This is a genomic window from Streptomyces sp. Y309 (assembly GCF_056712025.1).
In genome coordinates, this window is sequence record NZ_CM160048.1 from 4,160,803 (window position 1) to 4,185,052 (window position 24,250).

The 24,250-nt window shown below is 72.3% G+C and carries 17 protein-coding genes and 1 pseudogene; 11 read left to right on the forward strand and 7 right to left on the reverse strand.

From position 1 onward, the window contains the following. Nucleotides 1–187 precede the first annotated feature (187 nt). Together radA and disA are read left to right on the forward strand one after the other, a co-directional pair. Nucleotides 188–1,597: a DNA repair protein RadA gene (gene radA / locus AC0KTA_RS16510; RefSeq protein ID WP_481055877.1), complete on the forward strand. Its 1,410-nt coding sequence runs from the start codon at nt 188–190 to the stop codon at nt 1,595–1,597. Nucleotides 1,598–1,699: 102 nt separating this feature from the next. After that, a complete protein-coding gene (disA, locus tag AC0KTA_RS16515; RefSeq protein ID WP_481055878.1) occupies nt 1,700–2,824 on the forward strand; it encodes a DNA integrity scanning diadenylate cyclase DisA in 1,125 nt (374 codons plus the stop codon). Between the two features lie 146 nt (nt 2,825–2,970). Here disA and AC0KTA_RS16520 read toward each other — a convergent pair whose 3' ends face one another. Continuing rightward, a complete protein-coding gene (locus tag AC0KTA_RS16520; RefSeq protein ID WP_481055879.1) occupies nt 2,971–3,774 on the reverse strand; it encodes a hypothetical protein in 804 nt (267 codons plus the stop codon). 228 nt (nt 3,775–4,002) lie between these two features. On the opposite strand from AC0KTA_RS16520, the pseudogene AC0KTA_RS16525 reads away from it, so the two are divergent. Continuing rightward, nucleotides 4,003–4,638: pseudogene (locus tag AC0KTA_RS16525) on the forward strand (phosphatase PAP2 family protein); the annotation flags it as partial. Nucleotides 4,639–4,833: 195 nt separating this feature from the next. On the opposite strand, the gene AC0KTA_RS16530 reads toward AC0KTA_RS16525, so the two are convergent. Together AC0KTA_RS16530 and AC0KTA_RS16535 are read right to left on the reverse strand one after the other, a co-directional pair. Beyond that, the gene (locus tag AC0KTA_RS16530; RefSeq protein WP_481055880.1) at nt 4,834–5,508 is read right to left on the reverse strand and encodes a response regulator transcription factor; all 675 of its coding nucleotides are present in this window, start codon (nt 5,506–5,508) and stop codon (nt 4,834–4,836) included. Further along, nucleotides 5,505–7,157, reverse strand: coding sequence for a sensor histidine kinase (locus tag AC0KTA_RS16535; protein WP_481055881.1), 1,653 nt, complete (start codon nt 7,155–7,157; stop codon nt 5,505–5,507). The genes AC0KTA_RS16530 and AC0KTA_RS16535 overlap by 4 nt, the downstream gene beginning before the upstream one ends. 867 nt (nt 7,158–8,024) lie before the next feature. On the opposite strand from AC0KTA_RS16535, the gene AC0KTA_RS16540 reads away from it, so the two are divergent. From AC0KTA_RS16540 to cseC, 5 genes are all read left to right on the forward strand, one after another. After that, nucleotides 8,025–8,957 carry an HhH-GPD family protein gene (locus AC0KTA_RS16540; protein WP_481055882.1) on the forward strand — a complete coding sequence of 311 codons (933 nt, stop codon included), beginning with the start codon at nt 8,025–8,027 and terminating at the stop codon, nt 8,955–8,957. A 346-nt stretch (nt 8,958–9,303) separates the two neighbouring features. After that, complete coding sequence (locus tag AC0KTA_RS16545) at nt 9,304–9,873, forward strand: SigE family RNA polymerase sigma factor (protein WP_481055883.1); 570 nt, start codon at nt 9,304–9,306, stop codon at nt 9,871–9,873. Further along, the gene (locus tag AC0KTA_RS16550) at nt 9,861–10,520 is read left to right on the forward strand and encodes a hypothetical protein (protein ID WP_481055884.1); all 660 of its coding nucleotides are present in this window, start codon (nt 9,861–9,863) and stop codon (nt 10,518–10,520) included. The genes AC0KTA_RS16545 and AC0KTA_RS16550 overlap by 13 nt, the downstream gene beginning before the upstream one ends. Nucleotides 10,521–10,607: 87 nt before the next feature. Then, complete coding sequence (cseB, locus tag AC0KTA_RS16555) at nt 10,608–11,321, forward strand: two-component system response regulator CseB (RefSeq protein WP_481055885.1); 714 nt, start codon at nt 10,608–10,610, stop codon at nt 11,319–11,321. 260 nt (nt 11,322–11,581) lie between these two features. Continuing rightward, nucleotides 11,582–13,039: a two-component system sensor histidine kinase CseC gene (gene cseC / locus AC0KTA_RS16560; protein ID WP_481056445.1), complete on the forward strand. Its 1,458-nt coding sequence runs from the start codon at nt 11,582–11,584 to the stop codon at nt 13,037–13,039. A 58-nt stretch (nt 13,040–13,097) separates the two neighbouring features. Here the strand turns inward: cseC and AC0KTA_RS16565 are convergent, their stop codons facing one another. The 3 genes from AC0KTA_RS16565 to AC0KTA_RS16575 form a co-directional block, all read right to left on the reverse strand. Continuing rightward, nucleotides 13,098–13,544, reverse strand: coding sequence for a VOC family protein (locus tag AC0KTA_RS16565; protein ID WP_481055886.1), 447 nt, complete (start codon nt 13,542–13,544; stop codon nt 13,098–13,100). Between the two features lie 71 nt (nt 13,545–13,615). Continuing rightward, the gene (locus AC0KTA_RS16570) at nt 13,616–14,119 is read right to left on the reverse strand and encodes a helix-turn-helix transcriptional regulator (RefSeq protein WP_481055887.1); all 504 of its coding nucleotides are present in this window, start codon (nt 14,117–14,119) and stop codon (nt 13,616–13,618) included. 166 nt (nt 14,120–14,285) lie between these two features. Then, nucleotides 14,286–15,878, reverse strand: coding sequence for an MDR family MFS transporter (locus AC0KTA_RS16575; protein ID WP_481056446.1), 1,593 nt, complete (start codon nt 15,876–15,878; stop codon nt 14,286–14,288). A 198-nt stretch (nt 15,879–16,076) separates the two neighbouring features. Between AC0KTA_RS16575 and AC0KTA_RS16580 the strand changes: the two genes are divergently transcribed. Continuing rightward, entirely contained in the window at nt 16,077–16,661 is a 585-nt protein-coding gene (locus AC0KTA_RS16580; RefSeq protein WP_481055888.1) for a TetR/AcrR family transcriptional regulator, read from the forward strand. A gap of 77 nt (nt 16,662–16,738) precedes the next feature. On the opposite strand, the gene AC0KTA_RS16585 is transcribed toward AC0KTA_RS16580, so the two are convergent. Further along, nucleotides 16,739–17,419, reverse strand: a complete 681-nt coding sequence (locus AC0KTA_RS16585) for a M23 family metallopeptidase (RefSeq protein WP_481055889.1) — start codon at nt 17,417–17,419, stop codon at nt 16,739–16,741. Between the two features lie 400 nt (nt 17,420–17,819). Here AC0KTA_RS16585 and AC0KTA_RS16590 point away from each other — a divergent pair, with 400 nt between their 5' ends. Together AC0KTA_RS16590 and AC0KTA_RS16595 are read left to right on the forward strand one after the other, a co-directional pair. Then, nucleotides 17,820–21,017, forward strand: coding sequence for an NACHT domain-containing protein (locus AC0KTA_RS16590; RefSeq protein ID WP_481055890.1), 3,198 nt, complete (start codon nt 17,820–17,822; stop codon nt 21,015–21,017). A gap of 112 nt (nt 21,018–21,129) precedes the next feature. Then, complete coding sequence (locus AC0KTA_RS16595; protein WP_481055891.1) at nt 21,130–24,216, forward strand: NACHT domain-containing protein; 3,087 nt, start codon at nt 21,130–21,132, stop codon at nt 24,214–24,216. The last annotated feature ends 34 nt before the right edge of the window (nt 24,217–24,250 follow it).

The window sequence follows — 24,250 nt, forward strand, 5'->3', positions numbered from 1 at the left end:
TTGAGCACATTTAATCCTTACGGGTGAACAGATCCCTCAAAAGGGGACAGGAAGCCACGATTCCGTTGCCTGTTCGATAGGGAGGGGCCCGTACCCACCGGCCGCCGGCCCCGAGTGTGCGGGTACTGCCAAGCACTGTCAGCGGCCACTGCCAGGCACTGTCAGTGGGGACGGCTACGGTTCACGCATGGCTGCCCGTACGAAGACCGCGAAGGACCGTCCGTCCTACCGCTGCACCGAATGCGGCTGGCAGACGGCCAAATGGCTCGGCCGCTGCCCCGAGTGCCAGGCCTGGGGGACGGTCGAGGAGTACGGCGCGCCCGCGGTGCGCACGACCACCCCCGGCCGTGTCACCTCCTCCGCCCTGCCCATCGGCCAGGTCGACGGCCGCAGCGCCACCGCCCGCACCACCGGCGTGGCCGAGCTGGACCGCGTGCTCGGCGGCGGCCTGGTGCCCGGCGCCGTGGTGCTGCTCGCGGGCGAGCCGGGCGTCGGCAAGTCCACGCTGCTGCTCGACGTCGCGGCGAAGGCGGCGAGCGACGACCACCGGACGTTGTACGTGACCGGTGAGGAGTCGGCCAGTCAGGTCCGGCTGCGCGCCGACCGCATCTCCGCGATCGCGGACCACCTGTATCTGGCCGCGGAGACCGATCTGGCCGCTGTCCTCGGCCACTTGGACGCGGTGAAGCCCTCCCTCCTGGTCCTCGACTCGGTGCAGACGGTGGCCTCGCCGGAGATCGACGGCGCTCCCGGCGGCATGGCCCAGGTCCGCGAGGTCGCCGGCGCCCTCATCCGCGCCTCCAAGGAGCGCGGCATGTCCACGCTCCTGGTCGGCCACGTCACCAAGGACGGCGCGATCGCGGGCCCGCGCCTCCTGGAGCACCTCGTGGACGTGGTGCTGCACTTCGAAGGCGACCGGCACGCCCGCCTCCGCCTGGTCCGCGGCGTGAAGAACCGGTACGGGACGACGGACGAGGTCGGCTGCTTCGAGCTGCACGACGAGGGCATCACGGGCCTGACCGACCCCTCGGGCCTGTTCCTCACCCGCCGCGCCGAGCCCGTCCCCGGCACCTGCCTGACGGTGACGCTGGAGGGCCGCCGCCCCCTGGTCGCCGAGGTCCAAGCCCTCACGGTGGACTCGCAGATCCCCTCCCCGCGCCGCACCACCTCCGGCCTGGAGACGTCCCGCGTCTCGATGATGCTGGCCGTCCTGGAGCAGCGCGGCCGCATCACGGCCCTCGGCAAGCGCGACATCTACAGCGCCACGGTCGGCGGCGTGAAGCTGTCCGAGCCCGCCGCCGACCTGGCCGTGGCGCTCGCCCTCGCCAGCGCCGCGAGCGACACCCCACTGCCGAAGAACCTGGTCGCGATCGGCGAGGTGGGCCTCGCGGGCGAGGTCAGACGGGTCACGGGCGTGCAGCGCAGACTGGCCGAGGCACACCGCCTGGGCTTCACCCACGCGCTCGTACCGACCGATCCGGGAAGGGTCCCGGCCGGTATGAAGGTCACCGAAGTCGCCGACATGGGCGACGCGCTGCGGGTCCTTCCGAGATCGCGTCATCGAGAGGCCCCACGGGAGGACGAGCAGCGCCGGTAGACTTTGCCCTGGTCTCGCCCATCCGTACGAAGCTGGGCCTGCACGAGGCGTGCACCAGACGTGCGAACGAGGGCTTGGACAACCTGCGACCGGAGGAGTGCAGTGGCAGCCAACGACCGGGCAGCGGTTCCCGGCAAGCCCGGTGGAGGCTCCGGTGCCGACGGGCTGATGCGCGCCTCCCTGAGCGCGGTCGCGCCGGGCACGGCCCTGCGCGACGGCCTGGAGCGGATCCTCAGAGGCAACACGGGCGGGCTCATCGTGCTCGGCTCGGACAAGACCGTCGAGTCGATGTGCACGGGCGGCTTCGTCCTGGACGTCGAGTTCACGGCCACGCGGCTGCGCGAGCTGTGCAAGCTCGACGGCGGCATCGTGCTCGACAAGGACATCACCAAGATCCTGCGCGCGGGCGTGCAGTTGGTGCCGGACCCGACCATCCCCACGGAGGAGACGGGCACCCGGCACCGCACGGCGGACCGGGTGAGCAAGCAGGTCGGCTTCCCCGTCGTGTCCGTCTCACAGTCGATGCGCCTGATCGCGCTGTACGTGGACGGGCAGCGCCGCGTCCTGGAGGACTCCGCGGCGATCCTGTCACGTGCCAACCAGGCCCTCGCCACCCTTGAGCGGTACAAGTTGCGCCTCGACGAGGTCGCGGGCACCCTGTCCGCCCTGGAGATCGAGGACCTGGTGACGGTGCGGGACGTCACCGCGGTCGCCCAGCGCCTGGAGATGGTGCGGCGCATCGCGAAGGAGATCGCCGAGTACGTGGTCGAGCTCGGCACGGACGGCCGCCTTCTGACCCTCCAGCTCGACGAGTTGATCGCGGGCGTCGAGCCCGAGCGCGAGCTGGTCGTGCGGGACTATGTGCCGGAGCCCACGGCCAAGCGCTCGCGCACCGTGGACGAGGCGCTGGTCGAGCTGGACGACCTCACCCACGCCGAGCTGCTCGAACTGCCCACGGTGGCAAGGGCGTTGGGCTACACGGGCTCGCCCGAGACGCTCGACTCGGCGGTGTCGCCGCGCGGCTTCCGGCTCCTCGCGAAGGTCCCCCGGCTGCCCGGCGCCATCATCGACCGGCTCGTCGAGCACTTCGGCGGACTGCAGAAGCTGCTCGCCGCCAGCGTGGACGACCTCCAGACGGTGGACGGCGTGGGCGAGGCCCGCGCGCGCAGCGTGCGCGAAGGCCTCTCACGCCTCGCGGAGTCCTCGATCCTCGAGCGGTACGTCTAGCCTCCGGCGGGGCGGGGGTACGTCGGCCTGTGCCCAGGCGGGGCGTTGACTCGCCCTGCGCGTGCGGCGCCGCATCTCCGCCGCTCCGCGGCGGGTCTCCCACCCGCCCGCCCGTTTCGGCCGCCCACAGGGCTTCCCGGGAGTGCTCAGTCCTTGGCCAGGACGAACGACGTCTGCGCGCTGCCCAGTCCGGGCGTACGGGCCTCGACCAGGTACGTTCCCGCCTTCGCGGCGCCCGCCGGAGGCGTCGCGCACTGGGGCTCGCTGGCCTTCCGATCCCACTCCAGGGTGCGGGTCACCCGCCCGTCCGCGGGCACCCGGAACAGCAGGCTGGCCCCGACCCCGGGGCAGTCGTCCGAGGCCCACATCGCGTCGTCGGCCCCGGCCTGAGTGATCGTCAAAACGGTGCCCTTGCCGCCGAGATCGACCTTGCAGGCCTTCCCGCCGGTGTTCACGGCGGTCAGCTCCAACTTCGGCTTCTGCCCGGGCGCGTACGAATTCCGGGCGCTGCGCAGCTTCAACTTCACCGCGCCGGAGGTGCAGTTGGCCAGGCTGGACCCGGCCGGCAGCCGGTCGCCCGAACCGCCGCCGCCCTTGGCGTCGTCCGAGCCGCCACCGCCCGCGCCGCCGTCCGAGGACCCGCCGGAGCCGTCGGAGCCCTCCGAGTCGCCGCCGTCGCCCTTGCCATCGCCGTCGGAGCCGTCCGACTCGTCCCGGCCGCCCGGGTGTTCGCTGATGGCGGGGCCGGAGCCGGAGGGGCCGGGCGTGATGGACGTCGCGGGCCCGTGGCCCGACGGGCCGTCGGCGCCGTTGTTCCCGCCGCCCCCGCCCGAGGCGAGAGCCCACACGACCAGCAACACGAGGAGCCCGACCACGGACAGCAGGACGGCCCTCCGACGCCAGTAGATGGAGGAGGGAAGCGGCCCGATCGGATTGCGCAGTGATCCCACGCCCAAACCTTACGAGAGAACCGGGCGTTGTCCTGCCCCACCCGCCGCCTCAGGCCACAACTTTTGCGGATCATCATCCCGGACGGGGCCGCCCGGGCGCCTGCGCCCTACCCCTGAAACACCCCCGCGACACCGTCGAACGGCTGCTCACCCCTGTCTTTCGTCAGGTCGGTGATCCGCCGATCGCTGGATGTGACGAGTCGGAACCACTCAGTACCGTCCGTAATCATGGACACCATGGATTCTTCCGGCCTCTACCTAGACGTCACCGAGTTCGCCCACGACACCCCGTCGTGGGTGCAGCACCTCGCGGAGGTGTGGACGGAACTGGGCCTGCTGCTCTTCGGCGTGCTGTTCGTCGTCGCCTGGTGGCGGGCGCGCGGCGGCGACCCGCGTGCCGTCGCGGTGGCGGTCCTCGCGCCGCTGGGCACGGCGCTCGCGTACGTGATCAGTGAGACCGTGAAGTCCTTCGTCGACGAGGAACGGCCGTGCCGGGCCGTGTCCGGGGCGCTCAAGCCGCTCGTCGAGTGCCCGCCACACGGCGACTGGTCGTTCCCGAGCAACCACTCGACGATCGCCGGCGCAGCCGCCGTGGGCCTCGCCCTCGCCTGGCCGCGGATAGCGGCCCTGACGCTGCCGATGGCGGTGCTCATGGCCTTCTCGCGGGTCTTCGTGGGCGTGCACTACCCGCACGACGTGGGCGTCGGCCTGGTCCTCGGCGCGGTCGTGGCGTTCCTGGTGGTACGCCTCGCCGCCCGGCCCGTGACGCGGATCACGGAGACGATGCGGGGGTCGCGGACCGGGGTGGTGCGGTGGTTCGCGGGGCGGGGCCCGGCCACCGCTGCCGTGCGGCAGGCTCCGTACGCGTACTCGCAGGCGGAGCAGCCCCACGAGCAGACCATGGCCCTGTACCGGCAACCGGAGCAGCACCACCAGCCGCGGTACCAGACGCCGCAGCAGCAGCCCCGGAACGAGCCGCCGTACGAGCCCACGTACGAGCCGCAGTACCAGCCCTCGTACCGTCCGGAGGATCCCAACCACCGCTCCTGACGCGGGGCTTCACGCCGTCGTGGCCTCGCCGTCGTCCGCCACGAGGCCCGCCTCGTATGCGACGACTGCCGCCTGGACGCGGTTCTTGACCTCCAGGCGGTCGAGGACCGCGCTCACGTACGCCTTGACGGTGCCCTCCACGAGGTGGAGGCGCGCGGCGATCTCCGGGTTGGACAGGCCGGCGCCGACGAGGCCGAGCACCTCGCGCTCGCGTGGCGTCAGAACCGCGACGCGGGTCCGGGCCTCGGCGCCGCGCACCAGGCGGCGCGGGCCGTAGCCGTCGATCACCTGCCGGGCGACGCGCGGCGAGAGGAACGCGGCGCCGCCCGCCACCGCCCGGACGCCCGCGATGAGTTCGTGCGGGTCGCCGGACTTCAGCAGGAAGCCGGTGGCGCCGCCGCCGAGCGCCCGCGCGACGTACGCGTCCTCGGAGAACGTCGTCAGCATCGCGACCGCGGTGCCCGGCAGCGTCCGTACGATCTCCTCGGCCGCCGCCAGGCCGTCCAGGCGCGGCATGCGGATGTCGAGGAGCGCGACGTCGGGGCGGTGGGCGCGGGCCAGGTCGACCGCCTCGCGGCCGTCGACGGCCTCGGCGACCACCTCGATGTCCGGGCCCGCCGCGAGGATGGCGCTCACGCCCGCGCGGATCATCGCCTCGTCGTCCGCCAGCAGGACCCGGATCACCGCGCCCCCTCCTTGTGTTCCGTGCCCGCCTTGGGGATCACCGACTTGTCCACCAGCCTTCCGTCGTCGAAGCAGAGTCTGTAGTGGGTGAGGGACGTGAAGAGCTGGCCGCTGGAGCGGTAGTAGCGGCAGTCGGCGCCCGCGGGCGGCGGGCTCGGCGCGCGCTCGGCGGGCGGGTCGGTCACGCTGCGGTCCGGCAGCACGGCGGCGACCTGCGACTGCGGCTGCCCCACGCGCAGCGCCGCGTAGTCGGCGGGCTTCAGGACGGAGTGCGTCTTGGTGTACGCGTACCAGCCGAACGCGCCGGCGACGAGCACGGTGCCGGTGGCGACCGCGGCGCCGAAGGCGAGGGCCGTGCGGCGGCGGGCGGCGTGGGCGAGGGCCCTGCCGGGGGGTGTTGCGGGTGGTGTTGTTGTCGGTGTTGCTGTCGGTGTCGTGCCCGGCTCCGTCGCGGTCGCGGGGAGGCTCGCGGTGACACGGAAGCCGCCGTCGTACGGTCCCGCGGTGAGCGTGCCGCCGTGTGCCGCGGCCCGGGCGCGCAGGTCGGCCAGGCCGGAGCCGGTGCCCGGGGGCGCGGGGCGGGGTGAAACCCCGTGCGGGGGCGGGGCGTTGGTGACCTCGATCGTCGCGCCCGCGTCGGTGTGGGTCGCCGCTACGGTCACGGGGGCGCCCGGCGCGTATTTGGCGGCGTTGGTCAGGGCCTCCTGGACCACGCGGTACGCGAGGCGGCCGGTGCCGGCGGGGGTGTCGGCCGGTGTGCCGACGCCGACCGGGCTGTCCGGGTCGCCCGCGCTGCCCACGCTGCCCACGCCGACCGTGCTGTCCGTACCGTCGGACACGTACCGTACCGGAAGGCCCGACTCCGCCGCTCGCGCCACCAGTTGCTCCACCGTCTCGCCGGGCGGGGCCAGCGGTGCGGTCTCGTCGCCCTCGTCCCGGAGTACGCCGATGACGGCGCGCAGCCGGTCCGTGGCCTCCGCAGCGGCGGCGCGCAGGTCGGACGCGGCGGCCTGGTGGCGTTCCGGCAGGTCGGGGGCCACCTGGAGGGCGCCCGCGCGGACCGCGATGAGGCTCAGTTCGTGACCCAGCGAGTCGTGCATGTCCTGGGCGATGCGGGCGCGTTCGCGCAGGCGGGCGCGGTCGGCGACGATGCGCTGCTCGCGTTCCAGCTGGTCCGCGCGGGCCCAGCCCGCCGCCGCCAGCTCCTGGCCCTGGCGCCAGTAGCGGCCCGCGAGCCAGGGGAAGACCGCGCCGAACAGCAGCGTGCCGGTGAGGACCAGCCACTCCACGACCGGGTCCACGTCCCGGATCGCGATCCTGAGCGTGCCCGCGGCCCAGACCGCCGCGAAGGCGAGCAGGGCCGGGCGGGCGCGGGAGCCGTGCCTGCCGAGGAGCAGCGCGAAGACGGCCAGGGCCGGGCCGTACGAGGCGGTGAACAGGGCGGGGGCGGTGAGGCCGAGGGCGGCGGCGAGGAGGAAGGCGGTGGCCGGGCGGGTGCGCCAGGTCGCGGTGGCCGCCGCGAGGGTGGTGAGGCCCGCGAGCCGGGCCCACAGGGGGCGGGGTTCGTTCAGGCCGATCGCGTCGGCGCTCGCCGCGGGTACGGCCAGGGCCGCCCAGAGGGCGGCGTCCAGGGGGCGTCGGCTCTTCACTCCCTCGACGCTACTTGCCGTCCGGCGGTGGACGCCCCTGTCGATCGTCAGGTCTCCCCGGTGGTGGGCTGAGCTGTCCGCCGCTCCGCGACGGAGTTCCCCACCCACCCGCCCTCACTACCTGACGGACACGTATGGGTGGCCGGACGGTCCGGTGCGTCGACGGGTGAGTGGGTGGGTGGGGCTGTTGAACGGACGTGGCGGGCGGGCGCGGCCATGGAACGGACGTAGTGGGGGGCAGGGCCGTGGAACCGACGTGCGGGCGGGCGGGGACGCAGAACCGATGCGCGGGCGGGCCCGGTGGAGCCGACTTGTGGGGCCGTCGCAGCGGCGGGCCGGGGGGACTGACACCCGACGAGGACGCGCGGGGTGGGCGGCCTCCCGTGAAGGCGGCGCGCAGGGCGGGACCGCGGACGCGGGCGGCGGGCTCCCGCCGGCAAGACGTACACGGCAGCCGAGGCCCGACAGGACCGCCCACGCGTGCGGCGGACTCCCGCCGGCAAGACGTACACGGCAGCCGAGGCCCGACAGGACCGCCCACCCGTGCGGCGGACTCCCGCCGGCAAGACGTACACGGCAGCCGAGGCCCGACAGGACCGCCCACCCGGGCGGCGGACTCCCGCCGGCAAGACGTACGCCGCGGCCGGGGTCCGGCGGGGCCGCCCACGCGGGCGGGGGACTCCTGCCGACAACAACACCTACGCGACGGCCGAGGTCCGGCAGGACCGCCCACGCGGGCGGCGGGCTCCCGCCGACAAGGCGTGCGCGGCGGCCGGGGGCCGGGGAGGGCGGGTGGCGGGTAGGTGGGCGTCGGCCCAGTCGTGCCGTTGGCCCGTCGGCCACCGACCGCGTGGCAGGATCGTGGGCATGCCGACCGCACTCGCCGCCGATCTCGTCAGCGACGGCACCGCCGACGCCCGTTCGCTGGATGAGCAGTTCCACTCACCCGTCATCGCCTGGTTCGAGGCCAACGCGCGCGATCTGCCGTGGCGGCGCGAGGACGCCGGGCCCTGGGGGGTCATGGTCAGCGAGTTCATGCTGCAGCAGACGCCGGTGAGCCGCGTGCTCCCGGTGTACGAGCAGTGGCTCGCCCGCTGGCCGCGCCCCGCCGACCTCGCCAAGGAGGCGCCCGGCGAGGCCGTGCGCGCCTGGGGGCGGCTCGGGTATCCGCGGCGGGCGCTGCGGCTGCACGGGGCCGCCGTCGCCATAACGGAACGGCACGGCGGCGACGTACCGGCACAGCACGCGCAGCTGCTCGCGCTGCCGGGCATCGGCGAGTACACCGCGGCGGCCGTGGCGTCGTTCGCGTACGGGCAGCGGCACGCCGTGCTCGACACCAACGTGCGCCGGGTGTTCGCGCGCGCCGTGACCGGCGCCCAGTACCCGCCGAACGCCACCACCGCCGCCGAGCGCAAGCTCGCCCGCGCCCTGCTGCCCGAGGACGAGCGCACCGCCTCGCGCTGGGCCGCCGCCTCCATGGAACTGGGCGCCCTGGTGTGCACCGCCAAGAACGAGGACTGCGCCCGCTGCCCGCTGGCCGCGCACTGCGCCTGGCTGGGGGCGGGCAAGCCCGCGCACGCGGGACCCGCGCGCCGCGGCCAGACGTACGCCGGCACCGACCGCCAGGTCCGCGGCAAACTGCTCGCCGTCCTGCGCGAGGCCGTCTCGCCCGTACCGCAGTCCACGCTCGACCGGGTGTGGGACGAGCCGGTGCAGCGGGCCCGCGCGCTCGACGGCCTGGTCTCGGACGGCCTGGTCGAGCCGCTGCCGGACGGGTACTACCGGCTGCCGCTGACCTGAGCCACTGCCGGACGGGGGCCACCGGGCTCCCGCCGACCCGCGCCGCCGGGCCACCCCGGCCCCCCCGGGCACCCCGTCCATCGCAGGTGACACAGGCCGAGCACCAACGAAACCACCGACAAAAAGGGCATCAACACCCACACTCACCTGCCGGTTTACGCCTGCCCTACTTCTGTTACACAACCGACGTACAGCCGTGCGTCCGCCGCTGGCTGCTCCGCACAACGCCGTGACACGGCCTCCGTAACTTCATTCCCGTACCGCACAGGCAAGGGATCAGCGGTCGCGAGGCTCACCGGAATCGACCGGGGACAGCCGGGGACGAACGGGAACGGAGGCGGTTGGAATGGCGCACGGCGAGGTGCTCGAGTTCGAAGAGTACGTCCGCACTCGGCAGGATGCCCTGCTGCGCAGCGCCCGGCGGCTCGTCCCGGACCCGGTCGACGCGCAGGACCTGCTGCAGACCGCGCTCGTGCGGACCTACGGCCGCTGGGACGGCATAGCCGACAAGCGCCTCGCGGACGCCTATCTGCGCCGCGTCATGATCAACACGCGGACGGAGTGGTGGCGCGCCCGCAAGCTCGAAGAGGTGCCCACCGAGCAGCTCCCGGACGCCTCCGTGGACGACTCCACCGAGCAGCACGCGGACCGCGCCCTGCTGATGGACATCATGAAGGTGCTCGCCCCGAAGCAGCGCAGCGTCGTCGTGCTGCGACACTGGGAGCAGATGTCCACAGAGGAGACGGCCGCCGCGCTTGGCATGTCGGCCGGCACGGTCAAGAGCACGCTGCACCGGGCGCTCGCACGGCTCCGTCAGGAGCTGGAGAGCCGCAACGCCGACGAGTCGTCGTCGCAGTCGGCCGGATCCCCCGCGCGCGTGCTCGAACGTGAGGAGCGGGAGCGTTGCGCGGCCTGAGTGCCCGGACCGGACCAAGGGGCCGGGCCACAAGACAGTGGAAGGCGGGGAGCACGGCGGTGGCCGTGCTCGCCGCCCTCGGCCTTTTGATCGGCCTCACCGGCTGCTCCACCGGCGGCTCCGGCACCCGGGACGAGGGCCCGGCACGCGTCGGCGCCATGCCCCCCACCTCGCACTCGGCCTCCCCGTCGCCGGCTCCGAAGAGCGTCGACGCGGTCCGGATGATCAAGGACGACCCGAAGGTCAGCCTGGCCGTCAAACGCGACCTGAAGCCGTGCACCGCCGACGAGTACCCCGTGGACGTCTCCTACGGCAACCTGACCGGAGCAGCCTCGGCCGACGTCGTCGTGAATGTTCTGACCTGCGCTGACAGGGTCGGCATCGGCAGTTACGTGTATCGCCCCGAAGGCAAGAAGTACGAGAATGTCTTCGCCGACGAGCAGCCTCCCGTCTACTCCGAAATAGACCGCGGCGACCTGGTCGTCAGCAAGCAGCTGTTCGGCAAGGACGGCTCGGTGTCGGATCCGACGGGGGAAGAGATCATCACCTACCGCTGGACGGAGAACCACTTCGCCGAGAAGGAACGCACGCGCAACAACTACAGCAGCGCGGTGAGCGGCGAGACTTCCGCCCCGGCAGAGAACTGACGTACACCGGACGCCGGGACCGCAGAACACCACTGGTCCCCCAGAAGCCCACCGACCCCCTGAACCGAGCGGAACTGAGAGCACCCGATGGCAGAACACACCCATGTCCTGTTCGTCGAGGACGACGACGTCATCCGCGAGGCCACGCAGCTCGCCCTGGAGCGCGACGGCTTCGTGGTCACCGCCATGCCCGACGGCCTGTCGGGCTTGGAGGCGTTCCGGGCGAACCGTCCCGACATCGCGCTGCTCGACGTGATGGTGCCCGGCCTGGACGGCGTCAGTCTCTGCCGCCGCATCCGCGACGAGTCGACGGTGCCGGTGATCATGCTGTCGGCGCGCGCCGACTCGATCGACGTCGTGCTGGGTCTTGAGGCGGGCGCCGACGACTACGTGACCAAGCCGTTCGACGGCGCCGTCCTGGTGGCCCGCATCCGCGCCGTGCTGCGGCGCTTCGGGCACGCCAGCGGGCCCGGTTCGGCCGCGCCCGCCGCGGAGAAGAGCGAGACCGCGGAGGGCGGCGTGCTGACCTTCGGCGATCTGGAGATCGACACCGAGGGCATGGAGGTACGCCGCGGCGGCGAGCCGGTCGCGCTGACGCCGACCGAGATGCGGCTGCTGCTCGAGTTCTCGTCCGCGCCCGGCACGGTCCTGTCCCGCGACAAGCTCCTCGAGCGCGTCTGGGACTACGGCTGGGGCGGCGACACGCGCGTGGTCGACGTGCATGTGCAGCGACTGCGCACGAAGGTGGGGCAGGACCGCATCGAAACGGTCCGCGGATTCGGCTACAAGCTCAAGGCGTGAGCTTTCGGCGTGCGGGAACACAGGGGTCTGCCATGGGCGGGGGACAAGGGTCTGCCATGGGCGGGGGACAAGGGTCTGCCATGGGCGGGGGACAAGGGTCTGCCATGGGCGGGGGACAAGGGTCTGCCATGGGCGGGGGACAAGGGTCTGCCATGGGCGGGGGACAAGGGTCTGCCATGGGCGGGGGACAAGGGTCTGCCATGGGCGCGGGACAAGGGTCTGCCATGGGCGCGGGACAGGGGATTGCCATGCGCGGGAGCATGAACGCGGGCGGGAACAGGGCGCCCGCGCCGGGCGGTCCGCCGGGCGGTCAGCCGCGCGCGCGGCTGCGGGCGCGAGGGCTGCGCGGGCTGCGTGAGCTGCTGCGGCCGCAAGGGCTGCGGGACCTGCTCGGTGCGCGGCTGCGCACCGGCGTGCGCTGGAAGATCGCCGCCGCCATCGGCCTGGTCGGCGCGCTGGTCGCGGTGGCACTGAGCCTCGTCGTACACAACGCCGCCTGGGTGTCGATGCTCGACAACGCCCGCGACCTGCAGGACGAGCGCGTACAGATCGCCCAGCGCACTTTCGATTCACGGGGCACCACGTCCGCCGTCTACGGCGCCAAGATCGACGACCCGCAGCTCCCCAAGGAACTGCGGCAGAAGGTCCTCACCGGCCGCCGGGCCACGTACGTGCAGGAGCACAAGAACGGCGAGCCGGACATCTGGGGCGCGGTGCCGCTCAGCAACGGCCGCGTCCTGTCGGTGCACTCCCCCTTCACCGACCGCAGCACCGCCATCATGAAGGACCTCGACCAGGCCCTCGTCATCGGCTCCATCGCGGTCGTCTTCGGCGGCGGCGCCATCGGCGTGCTCATCGGCGGCCAGATAGCCCGCCGGCTGCGCAAGGCGGCGACGGCCGCGGGCGAGGTGGCGCAGGGCCAGACCGACGTGACCGTCCAGGAGGCCATCGGCGGTTACGTACGCGACGAGACCGACGATCTCGCCCAGGCCGTGGACGCCATGGCCGACGCGCTCAAGCAGCGCCTGGAGGCCGAGCGCCGGGTGACCGCCGACATCGCGCACGAGCTGCGCACGCCGGTGACCGGGCTGCTCACGGCCGCCGAACTGCTGCCGCCGGGCCGGCCCACCGAGTTGGTCAAGGACCGCGCCCAGGCGATGCGCACGCTCGTCGAGGACGTACTGGAAGTGGCCCGGCTCGACTCCGCGTCCGAGCGGGCCGAGCTGCAGGACATCACGCTCGGCGAGTTCGTCAGCCGCCGGATGGCCGTGCTCAGCCATGACGTGCGGGTGATCGTCGTGCACGAGTCAGAGGTCACCACCGATCCGCGCCGCCTGGAGCGCATCCTCGGCAACCTCGTCGCCAACGCCGCCAAGCACGGCAAGCCGCCCATCGAGGTCAGCGTCGAGGGCCGCGTGGTGCGGGTGCGCGACCACGGGCCCGGCTTCCCCGAGGCGCTGCTCGCCGACGGCCCGAGCCGCTTCCGCACCGGCTCCGCGGACCGCGCGGGCCGCGGGCACGGCCTGGGCCTGACCATCGCGGCCGGCCAGGCGCGGGTGCTCGGCGCGCGCCTGACCTTCCGCAACATCCGCCCGCCGGGCGCCGCGCCGGACGAGCCCGCCGAGGGGGCGGTGGCGGTGCTGTGGCTGCCGGAGCACGCGCCGACGAACACCGGGAGCTATCCGATGCTTCAGCTTCCGGACAAGTGGGACAAGTAGCCGAGCGCTTGCGGTACGCCCGTGGCCGGGCCCGGCCACGGGCGCGCCCGGCCGTGGCTCAGCAGCCCCAGTCCTTGTCCAGGTCAAGATCGCCCTCGCGCGGCTGCGTGAACGAGAACCAGTTGCCGGAGTCGTCGCGGAAGATCGCCTCGATGCCGTACGGCCGCTCCTGCGGCTCCTGGAGGAACTCGACGCCGCGCGCCTTCAACTTCTCGTAGTCCCCGTGGATGTCGTCCGTGCTGAGGGCGCCCGCGCCGAGCACGCCCTTGGTGACGAGCTTCCGCATCGCCTCGGCCGACTCGGCGTCCATGCCCGCGCCGCCCGGCACCATCAGGGCCAGCATCAGCTCCGGCTGGTCCTTGGCGCCGACGGTGAGGAAGCGCATGCCGCCCTCGCCGAGCGTCATGTCCGTGCGGACTTCCAGGCCGAGCTTCTCCGTGTAGAACTCCTTGGCCCGGTCCTGGTCGAGGACCCAGACGGTGGAGATGGCGAGTCCCTTGATCATGATGTGCTCCTGGTGAGGGGGCTTTCGTGCTTGCGCGGCCACCGTAGGCAGGGCGGTGGCCGGGCCGCTTCTCAAGAATTGCGCTCCGGGGGCTCGGCTCTGTCGGGGTGCTCCGCTCCGTCCCGCTGCTCCGCTCCGTCCGGGCGCTCGCCTCTCGGCGTCCCCGTCCCGTCCTCCCCCGACCGCGCCGGGAACCCCCCGGCCCACAGCAGGGCATAGCACCCGGGGATCAGCGCCGCCCCGCGCCCCACGTGCTTGGCGCGATACTCGCTCGGGGTGAGGCCCGTCTGCCGTTTGAAGGACGACGAGAACGTGCCCAGGCTGGTGAAGCCGACGAGCATGCAGATCTCGGTGACCGCGAGGTCGGCCGAGCGGAGCATGTCCTCGGCCCGCTCGATGCGGCGGCGCGACAGATACTGCCCGGGCGTCTCCCCATACGCCTCCTTGAAGGCGCGCAGGAAGTGATAGCGCGAATAGCCGGCGTGCGCAGCCACCGCGGCCAGGTCGAGGGCGGAGTCGGCCCAGTCACGGTCCATCGCGTCCTTCGCAAGGCGCAGCTGCCGCAGTCTCTCCACGTCTCCGATGCTGGCACGCCCCACTGACAACGGCCGCCCGGCACCCGGCGACGCCCCCCTTGGCCCAGGGGCGACGCCCCCCTTGCCCCCCACGCTCCCTCGGCCACATGGCGACGGCCCCCGACACCGAAGCGTCGGGGGCCGTACGGCCGGGCGGAACGGCGGGTCAGACGGCCTCTGCCACCGTCTTCTCCCGCTCCCCGCGCGCGGAGTCCCCACCCGCGTCACCGGCCGGCTTCTTGTCCGCGGGCCCGGCGCCCCGCAGCGGCGTCTCCTTCACGAAGAGCGCCGCGAGCAGCGCGCCCACGGCCATCACGGCGGCGAGCAGGAACGCCACGTGCGTACCGGAGGACACCGCGTGCTGGTAGGCGTCGCGCACCGGCTCCGGGAGCTTGGCGAGGCTCGCCGCGTCGAGCTGCGCGGAGTGCTCGGTGACCTTGGCGACGCCGCCGCCCGCGGCACCGGCCCGCTCGGCCATCTCGTCCTGGACCCGGCTGTTGAACAGCGCGCCCATGATCGCGACACCGAAGGACGAGCCGAGGGTGCGGAACAGCGTGGCCGAGGACGAGGCGACGCCCATGTCCTTCATCTCGACGCTGTTCTGCGCGACCAGCATCGTGATCTGCATCAGGCAGCCCATGCCGGCGCCGAGGACGGCCATGTAGACCCCGGTCGTGAAGCGCGAGGTCCCGGTGTCCATCTGCGCGAGCAGGAAGAGCCCGGTGGCCATCAGTACGCTGCCGGCGATCGGGAACACCTTGTACTTGCCGGTGGCCGTGGTGAACCGCCCCGCGACCATGGAGACGGCCATCATCGCGAGCAGCATCGGCATCAGGAGCAGCCCGGAGTTGGTGGCCGACGCGCCCTGCACCGACTGCTGGTAGAGCGGCAGGAAGAGCATCGCGCCGAACATCACGAAGCCGGTGAGGAAGCCGACCACGGACATCAGGGAGAAGTTGCGGCTGCGGAAGATGTGCAGCGGCATGACCGGCTCGGCGGCCTTCTGCTGCACGAACCAGAAGCCGACGAGCGCGGCGACGCCAAGTCCGATCAGCTCCATGATCACGGCCGAGTCCCAGGCGTACTCCGTACCGCCCCAGGTGGTGACCAGGACGAACGAGGTGATGCCGGTGGTCAGCAGCGCGGCACCGAGATAGTCGATGCGGCCCTGGGCGCGCTTCTTCGGCAGGTGCAGGACGGCGCTCACCATGAACAGGGCGACGATGCCGAGCGGCAGGTTGATGTAGAAGGCCCAGCGCCAGCCGAGGTGGTCGGTGAGAGTGCCGCCGACCAGCGGCCCGCCGATCATCGCGACCGCCATGACGCCGGTCATCATGCCCATGTACTTGCCGCGCTCCCGCGGCGGCACGAGCTCCCCGATGATCGCCATCACGCCGACCATCAGGCCGCCCGCGCCGAGCCCCTGCACGGCCCGGAAGCCGATGAGCTGCCCCATGTCCTGGGCGAGGCCGCTGAGCGCGGAGCCGATCAGGAAGATCACGATGGAGGCGAGGAAGGCGCCCTTGCGCCCGTACATGTCGCCGATCTTGCCCCAGATCGGGGTGGAGGCGGCGGTCGCGAGGGTGTACGCGGTGACGACCCACGACAGGTGCTCCAGGCCGCCGAGGTCGCCGACGATCGTCGGCATCGCGGGGGCCACGATCATGTTGTCGAGCATCGCGAGCAGGATCGCGACCATCAGCGCGAAGATCACGACGCGCACGCTGCGCTGCTCGGGCTCCGCCCCGGTTCCGGGCAGGGCCGCGTCAGCCCCTTCCCTCCCGGCCTGTTTCTTGGTGTCTGCCACGGTCCCCACTCCCCTGTACGTGTGCTCGTGCGCCCGCCGCACTTACTTGCCGCCCGGCAAGTTGGCTACAGTGGAGGAAAGTAGACCCTTAACTAGCCGGGCGTCAAGTAAGTTCTGGCGAGGGCGGGAAGAAGTGCGAGGATCGCCACCATGGGCAGCACAGACAAGCGGCAGCGCCGGGGGGACACCCGCCAGCGCATTCAGGACGTGGCACTCGAACTCTTCGCCGAGCAGGGGTACGAGAAGACGTCACTGCGCGAGATCGCGGAGCGTCTTGAGGTCACGAAGGCGGCGCTGTACTACCACTTCAAGACAAAAGAGGACATCCTCACCAGCATCTTCGACGACCTGACGCGGCCCATCGACGAGCTCATCGCCTGGGGCAAGGAGCAGCCCCGCACGCTGGCGGTCAAGCGCGAGATCCTGACCCGCTACAGCTTGATCCTGACCGAGGCCGCTCCGCTCTTCCGCTTCATGCAGGAGAACCAGGCGACGATGCGCGACCTGAAGACGGGCGAGAGCTTCAAGGACCGCATGCTGCAGCTCCTCGACATCCTCACCGACGACGATCCGGCGACGCCGCTGACCGTGCAGGTGCGCTGCTTCAGCGCGCTGTTCACGATGCACGGCGGGATGTTCGTGCTCAAAGGCGCCGATGGCGACCCCGAGGAGAAGCGGAAAGCCATCCTCGAGGTCGCCATCGACTTGGTGACCCAGGCGCATCACGGCGCCTGAGCCGGGGCGCACGCGCGGGGGATCGGACGCGCACACCCCGCTCGCGGGGGAACGGGATCACTCCCGGGGAAACGCGATCAGACGCGCACGCCCTGCTCGCGCAGGAAGTTGACCGGGTTGACGGCCGAGCCGTAGTTCGGCGTCGTACGGATCTCGAAGTGCAGGTGCGGGCCGCTGGAGTTGCCGGTGTTGCCGGACAGGGCGATGCGCTGGCCGGTGCCGACGGTCTGGCCGGGGCGGACCTCGACCTTCGACAGGTGCGCGTACTGCGAGAACGTGCCGTTGGCGTGCTTGATCACCACGGCGTTGCCGTACGCGGGGCCGTCACCGGCGCCGTTCGGGCCCGCCTTGACGACGGTGCCGCCGTGCACGGACTTGACCACGGTGCCGACCGGGACGGCGAAGTCCTGGCCGGAGTGCTTGCTGGACCACATGCTGCCGCCGAGGCCGAAGCTGGCGGACAGGCGGTAGTTGTCGACCGGGTCCTGCCAGGCGGCGGCCTTCTTGGCGGCGGCCTGCTTGGCCTGGGCGGCCTTCTTCGCCGCGGACTGCTTGGCCTGCTCGGCGGCCTTGGCCTGGGCGGCGGCCTGCGCGCCCACGGAGGAGGCGGTCACGGACCGGACCCCGCCCTTGGCGTCGGCGGCGGCCGCCATCCCGGCACCGAGCACCGTCGTGACGCCGACACCGGCGGCGAGGACGGCCACCCGGGTGCGACGCAGGGACGGGCCGGAAGAGTGGGACTTGGCGCGCTTCGACATGGGGGAACCTCCGGGGCAAGGCATGGGGGACGGGGGCGTGCGGCGTGTGGCCGGCACGGGCGTACGGGGTCTTGCTGGCAAAAGGGAATCCGGCCCGCGTACTGCGCATGCCGGACGGCCATCCCTTGGTAACCCCCACCCCGCCCCACCCCCAAAACGCCCCTCTACTAGCCGCGGCCGTAGCCGGTCCCGCCCACGACGGCGGCCGGTACCGGCCCCGGCCGTGCGCGAGCCCGCCCCCGACGGCGGTCGAGGCGACCGGTTCCGGGCCGAAAGTCCCGTCCTGGCGGCCGAAGAGCACCACTAATCCGCCTCGTATGTGACGTATGCCCTGTGCGTCATGTCACCGGACGGCAAGATCCACCACCACGGGAATGTGACGCCCACTACGCTCGCGCGCATGGATCCCGCGGCCCTTGGCATCCGCATCGCGTCCGGCGTCGTCTCCCCGCTGATCAGGAAGCTGTTCGCGCGGCCGGGGCCCGGGGCGGGCCTGGTGGACGAACCCGTACGCGTCGACGCCCTGGTGTCCTTCAGGGGCGAGCGGCGCGAGCTCGCGGAGAAGGACGTACGCCACCTCGTGACCGAGCTGGTCCGCCAGGCCCTGCGCACCGGCGAGCGCCCCCTCCCCGAGGACGAGGTAGAAGCCGTCGTCCACGCCCTGACCCGCACCCTCCTCGCACTCGGCGGCCTCACGCTCACGGACGTGGAGGCGGTGTCCCTGGGGCACGAGGAGCTGGCGCGCCGCCTGCGCCGGGCAGGCGAGCGCCCGGAGCGCGATCTTTCGGCGGACGCGACGTACTTCTACGACCGGCTGCTGCACACGGCGTGCCTGCACATCCTGAACTTCTTCACCCAGCGGTCGACCTTCGTACCCCACACCCTGGTGGCGCAGAGCCGACGCCAGGCGGAACTCGTAGCCAAAGTTGACGAGTTGATCGCCCGGGATCCCCTTCCCGGGGCGGCGGACGCGGTCTTCGAGCGGCGCTATCTCGCGTACGTGGCGAAGAAGCACGGCAAGCTGACGATCTTCGGCATCGACCTCGCCAACTCGCCCGGGAAGTGGCCGCTGGATGCGGCGTACTTGAGCCTGAAGGCGACCGGGCGCGGGCGGCACCTGGGAGACATCCGGTTGGGGGACAACTGGCGCCAGGTCGTGGAGGCGGACCTGGACCCGTCCCCTCGCCCCGCCGACGAGGCCCTCGCCGCCCACGACCGCGTCCTGCTGCGCGGCGAGGCGGGCTCCGGCAAGACGACCCTGGTCCAGTGGCTGGCGGTCTCGGCGGCGCGCCAGGGCCTGGACGAACGGGACGACCGCATGCCGTACCCGGACGACTGGGCCGACCGCATGGCCTACCTGCACGACCGCATCCCCTACGTCCTCCCCCTGCGCACCCTCACCCGCCACGGCGAACGCCTCCCGGCCCCGAAGGACTTCCTCCCGGCGGTCGGCTCCCCGCTGGCGGGCACGCAGCCCGACGGCTGGGAGTCCCGTGTCCTGACCGCCGGCCGCGCGCTCGTCCTGGTCGACGGCATCGACGAGGTCCCGGACGCGGAACGCGCCCGCACACGCGCGTGGCTGACGGACCTGATGGAGGCGTACCCCGGCAACCGCTGGCTGGTGACGTCGCGCCCGTCCGCCGTGCGCGAGGACTGGCTCGCGGACGAGGAGTTCACGGAGCTGACGCTGGCCCCGATGAGCGGGACGGACGTGGCGGCGTTCATCGGGCGCTGGCACGCCGCCGCGGCGTCCGGCACGCCGGACGAGGACGCCGCCCTCGCTTCGTACGAGACCCAACTCCTCGAAGCGGTACGGACGAAGCCCGACCTGGGCCGCCTCGCCACCAACCCCCTGATGTGCGGCCTGATCTGCGCGCTGCACCGCGACCGCCGGGGCTTCCTCCCGCTCGGCCGCAAGGACCTCTACACGGCGGCCCTGTCCATGCTCCTGATCCGCCGCGACCGCGAACGCCACATGGCGGTCCCCGAACTCCGCGAGGAGCCCCAGCTCCAGCTCCTCCAGCGGCTCGCGTACTGGCTCATCCGCAACGGCCGCACGGAGATGGACCGTGCCCGCGCCCAGTCGATCGTCGCGGACGCGCTTCCGGCCGTGCCGGAGCTGGCTTCCCTGGGCGACGCGGAGGCGGTGTACGCCCACTTCCTGCACCGCAGCGGTCTGCTCCGCGAACCCGGGCCGGGGACGGTGGAGTTCGTGCACCGCACGTTCCAGGACTTCCTGGGGGCGCGGGCGGCGGTGGACGAGGGGGACTTCGGGGTCCTGGCCGGGCACGGGGCCGACGACCAGTGGGAGGACGTCATCCGCATGGCGGTGGCCCAGGCGCGGCCCCGCGAACGGGCGGAACTCCTGGGCGACTTGCTCGCGTACGGCGACGGCCACCGGGACGCGGCGGCTCGCAAGCGGGCGCACCTGCTGGCGGCGGCCTGCCTGGAACACGCGGCGGAGCTGGCCCCCGCGGTGCGGGCGGAGGTGGAGCGGCGGACGGCGGAGCTGATTCCGCCGCGCACCGCTCAGGACGCGCGGGAGCTCGGCGCCGTCGGCCCGATGGTCCTCGGCCTGCTCCCCGGCCCTGACGAGCTGGACGGGGCCGACGAGGAGGTGGCCCGGCATGTGGCGATCGCGGCCACCCATGTGCGCTCGGACGCGGCGATCCCGTTCCTCGCGCGCTACGCGGACCACCCGTCCGTCGGGGTGCGCAGCCAGCTCATGTGGGGCTGGCACCGGTTCGACTGCCGTCTGTACGCGGACCAGGTCGTCGCCCGCCTCGACGACGGGGAGACGCACTTCACGCTGCGCAGCGATGAACAGGCCGCGGAACTGCACCGGTTGGGCCTGCGCCCCCCGCACCTGGACATCCGGCGCGGCCTCGCGCCGGAGACGGTGTCGCGCCTGCTCGCGGCATGTGAACCGGAGACCCTGATGCTGTGGACGCCGCCCGCACGGCTCGACCCCGAAGCGCTCGGGTCGCTGCGGAGGCTCAAGGCACTGCGCGTGTTCGACGTCGATGAACCCTGGAGCCTCTGCATGTTCCCGGCCGAGGCTCCCCTGAAGACCCTCGGTGTGCTCGGTCCCCGGCAGTACGTGGAGGACCTGGACGCCATGGACCGGTGGCCGGAGCTGGAGTGGGTCGTCTACGACCGCGACGACGGGCCGAGCACGGAGGCGGAGTGGCGGGTCCTCGCCCGGCTCCCCCGCCTCGACAAGCTGTACCTGTCGGCCAACAGCCTGTGGACCACGCCGCCGGACCTGAGCCTGCCGCACGTCACACAGGTTCATCTGGACCACACCGGGGGGTGGCACGAGGCTCCGGCGCGCCTCGCGAAGGTCTTCCCGGACATGACCCTGCTCTACGTGAACATCCGCTCGCGCGACGTCTCACTGATCGACGTCGGCGCCCTGGCCGCCGCGCTGCCGAAGCTGCGACGCGTCCGCGTGCCCGCCCCCCTGGCAACGGGGCTCGACGCCCTCCCCGAACACATCCACGTCGACGCCTACGACCTGGAACCCGCTCCGTCCGGAACCGCGCCGCCGCATCGCCCCCGGCAAGCGGCGTCCCGCACCCGCCCGGCAGCGCCGTGAGGCGACCGGACTCCCACCCCACTCCAACTCCCGTGAGTCTTCTGCTTCAGGACTCACGGTTCACGAACCACGTCAACGATTGACGGACCACGTCACAGGGGGCGCACCGCACATGGATCCCGCACTGCTCGGCACCCGCCTTGCGACCGCCGCCGTGGCACCGCTCCTGAAGAAGCTGTTCCGCCACGACGGCCCCGGCGCGGGCCTCACCGACCGAGCCGTACGCCTCACCCCCCTCCTCTCCTTCCGGGGCGAGCAACGCACCCTCACGGAGCGGGACGTACGGAAACTGGCCGCCCACCTGGTGCGGAGGGCGCTCGACACACCCGGCGAAACCCCGTGCCTGCCGGGCGAGGAGACCGCGGTCACCGACGCGCTCGCCCGCGCCCTCCTCGCCCTCGGCGACCTGGAGATGGACGACGTCCAGGCGGTACGTCTCGGCCACCGCGCACTCGCCCGCGAACTCCGCACCCGCGCGCCCGCCCCGGCACACCTCTCCGCCGACGCCACCGCCCTCCTCGACTCCCTCACCGAGCTGGCCTGCGTCCACGTCGTCCACTTCTTCACGCAGCGGTCCACCTTCGTGGCCAGCACCCTGGTGGAACAGACCCGCGCCCAGGCAGAACTGATAGCCAAACTTGACGAGTTGATCGCCCGGAACCCCCGTCCGGACCTGGCCGCCGCCGCGTTCGAGCGCCGCTACCTCGACCACATCGCCGAGAAGCACAACCGCATCACCATCTACGGCATCGACCTGCGCGAGTCCCCCGACCGCTGGCCCCTGGAAGTCGCCTACCTGAGCCTGGAGGCGACCACCGCCGAAAGCCGCCCCTACGGAGACCTCGACGGCCTCCTCGACCCCGGCCCCGTCACCGTCCAGCTCCCCGCCGACACGGCACTCGCCGAACACCCCCGCGTGCTGCTGCGCGGCGACGCGGGCTCCGGCAAGACCACGCTCGTCCAGTGGCTCGCCGTCAGCACCGCCACCCGCACCCGGTCCGCGCCCACCCCGTCCGCCTCCGACCGCGTCCCCTTCGTACTCCCCTTACGTACGCTGATCAGGACCGGAACCCTGCCCTCCCCCGACGCGTTCCTCACCGCCGTCGGCTGCCCGCACGCCGCGCCCGACGGCTGGGCCTCCGGCATCCTCCGCTCCGGCCGCGGCCTCGTCATGGTCGACGGCATCGACGAGGTCCCCGCCGCCGACCGCACCCGCACCCGCGACTGGCTCCTCGACCTCACCCACGCCTACCCCGGCAACCAGTGGCTGGTCACCTCCCGGCCCACGGCCGTGCGGCCCACCTGGCTCGCCGACCGCGACTTCCGCGAGCTGGCTCTCGCCCCGATGAACCGCGCCGACGTCGCCACATTCGTGCACCGCTGGCACACCGCGGCGGACGCGCAGCCGTACGCGGAACAGCTCCTCACCGCGCTGCGCGCCAAGCGCGACCTGGCCCGCATGGCCACCAACCCCCTCATGTGCGGCCTGATCTGCGCCCTGCACCGCGAACGCCGCGGCTTCCTGCCCCAGGGCCGCAAGTCGCTGTACGACGCGGCCCTCTCCATGCTCCTCACCCGCCGCGACCGCGAGCGCGGCATGGGCGCGCCGGACGGCATCGACCTGAGCGAGGAGGCCCAGCTCGAACTCCTCCAGTCCCTCGCCTACAGCCTGATCCTCGGCGGCCGCACGGAAATGGACCACGACGGCGCCCTGCTGCTCCTGGAACGCGCCCTCCCGACGATCGCCTCCGCCGCCTCACAGGGCGACGCGGAGGCCGTCTTCCGCCACCTCCTGCTCCGCAGCGGCCTCCTCCGCGAACCGGCCCCCGGCGTCGTCCACTTCGTGCACCGCACGTTCCAGGACTACTTGGGCGCGCGGGCCGCGGTGGCCGAGGGCCACCTCGACGCCCTGGTCAGCCACGCCGGCGACCCCCAGTGGGAGGACGTCATCCGCATGGCCGTGGCCCACGCCCGCCCCACGGAACGGGCCCGCCTGCTGAGACAGATCCTGGCGTCCGACTCCACCCCTCGCGCAGGCCTGCTGGCGCTGGCCTGCCTGGAGGACGCGACGTCGCTGGACCCGCGGGTACGGGAGGAGGTGGAGTCCCGAGCGTCGGGCCTCATACCTCCACGCACGGCAGCGGAGGCCCGCACCCTGGCGGAGGCGGGCCCGCTGGTCCTGGAACTGCTTCCGGGGCCGGAGGGGCTTTCGGACGATGAGGCGTTGGGGGTGGTCCATACGGCCCGGCTCGTGGGTACGGATGCCTCCCTGCCGCTGCTGAAGCAGTACCGGCAGCATCCGCACTCCAGCGTCCGCGTCCGGATCCTCCAGGCCTGGGACCAGTTCGACGCCGACGAGTACGCCGACGAAATCCTCTCCGGGATTCCCACGCAGGGAGTCTTCGTCACCGCCAAGAGCAGGGCACAGGCGCGGGCTCTGCGCCGGATCGGTGCACCGCCCCTGGTCACCATTTGGGGCAGCTACACAGCGCGCGAACTGCTCACTTTCGTCAGCCCGGAATCGCTCACCCACCTGCACGTCATCGACAACCCCGAGCTGACGGATCTCGCGCCATTCACGGCCCTACGACGTCTCGACAGCCTCGGGCTTTCGTCATGCCGACCGCTGCTGGATCTCAGCCCGCTGACCACGCTGGAGCTGACCGCGTTGACCCTGAGCGCTGCCGTGTGCGGGCTGGAGCGTCTGACAACACTTCGTACCCTCAACGTCAGCTCTCCCTTGGCAGGCGGTGACCTCACCGCGTCGTTGCCCGCCGGTGCCCCTCTGGAGTACCTCAATCTCAGTACAGGAGCCATTGGCAATACGGGACTGCGAGGCATCGGGCATTGGCAGGCCTTGAGATGCCTCATGCTGCGCGCTTCCAAGGGTGAACTCGGCACCGAGCACTTCGAGGAGATCGCAGCACATCCGTCCCTCGACGAACTTCACTTGGAAAGCGACCTTCTCCCCTCGTTCGCGCAGCAGTCCCCAGAACTCCCCGGAATCGAAACGCTCTACCTTTTCGGGCTGCACGGTACCGAGGATCTCGCCCCTCTGAGCAGGGTGTTCACCGGAGTACGCGCGGTCACCATCAACATGGCCCAGGACCACCACGTGTCGGCCGATCAATACAACAGCACGTTTCCCGACGCCGACGTCAGAGTCCTCAGCAACTTCTGGAACGCCCCACCCACCTGACCAAAAGGGGCTGCCCCGGACCGTACGAAACGGT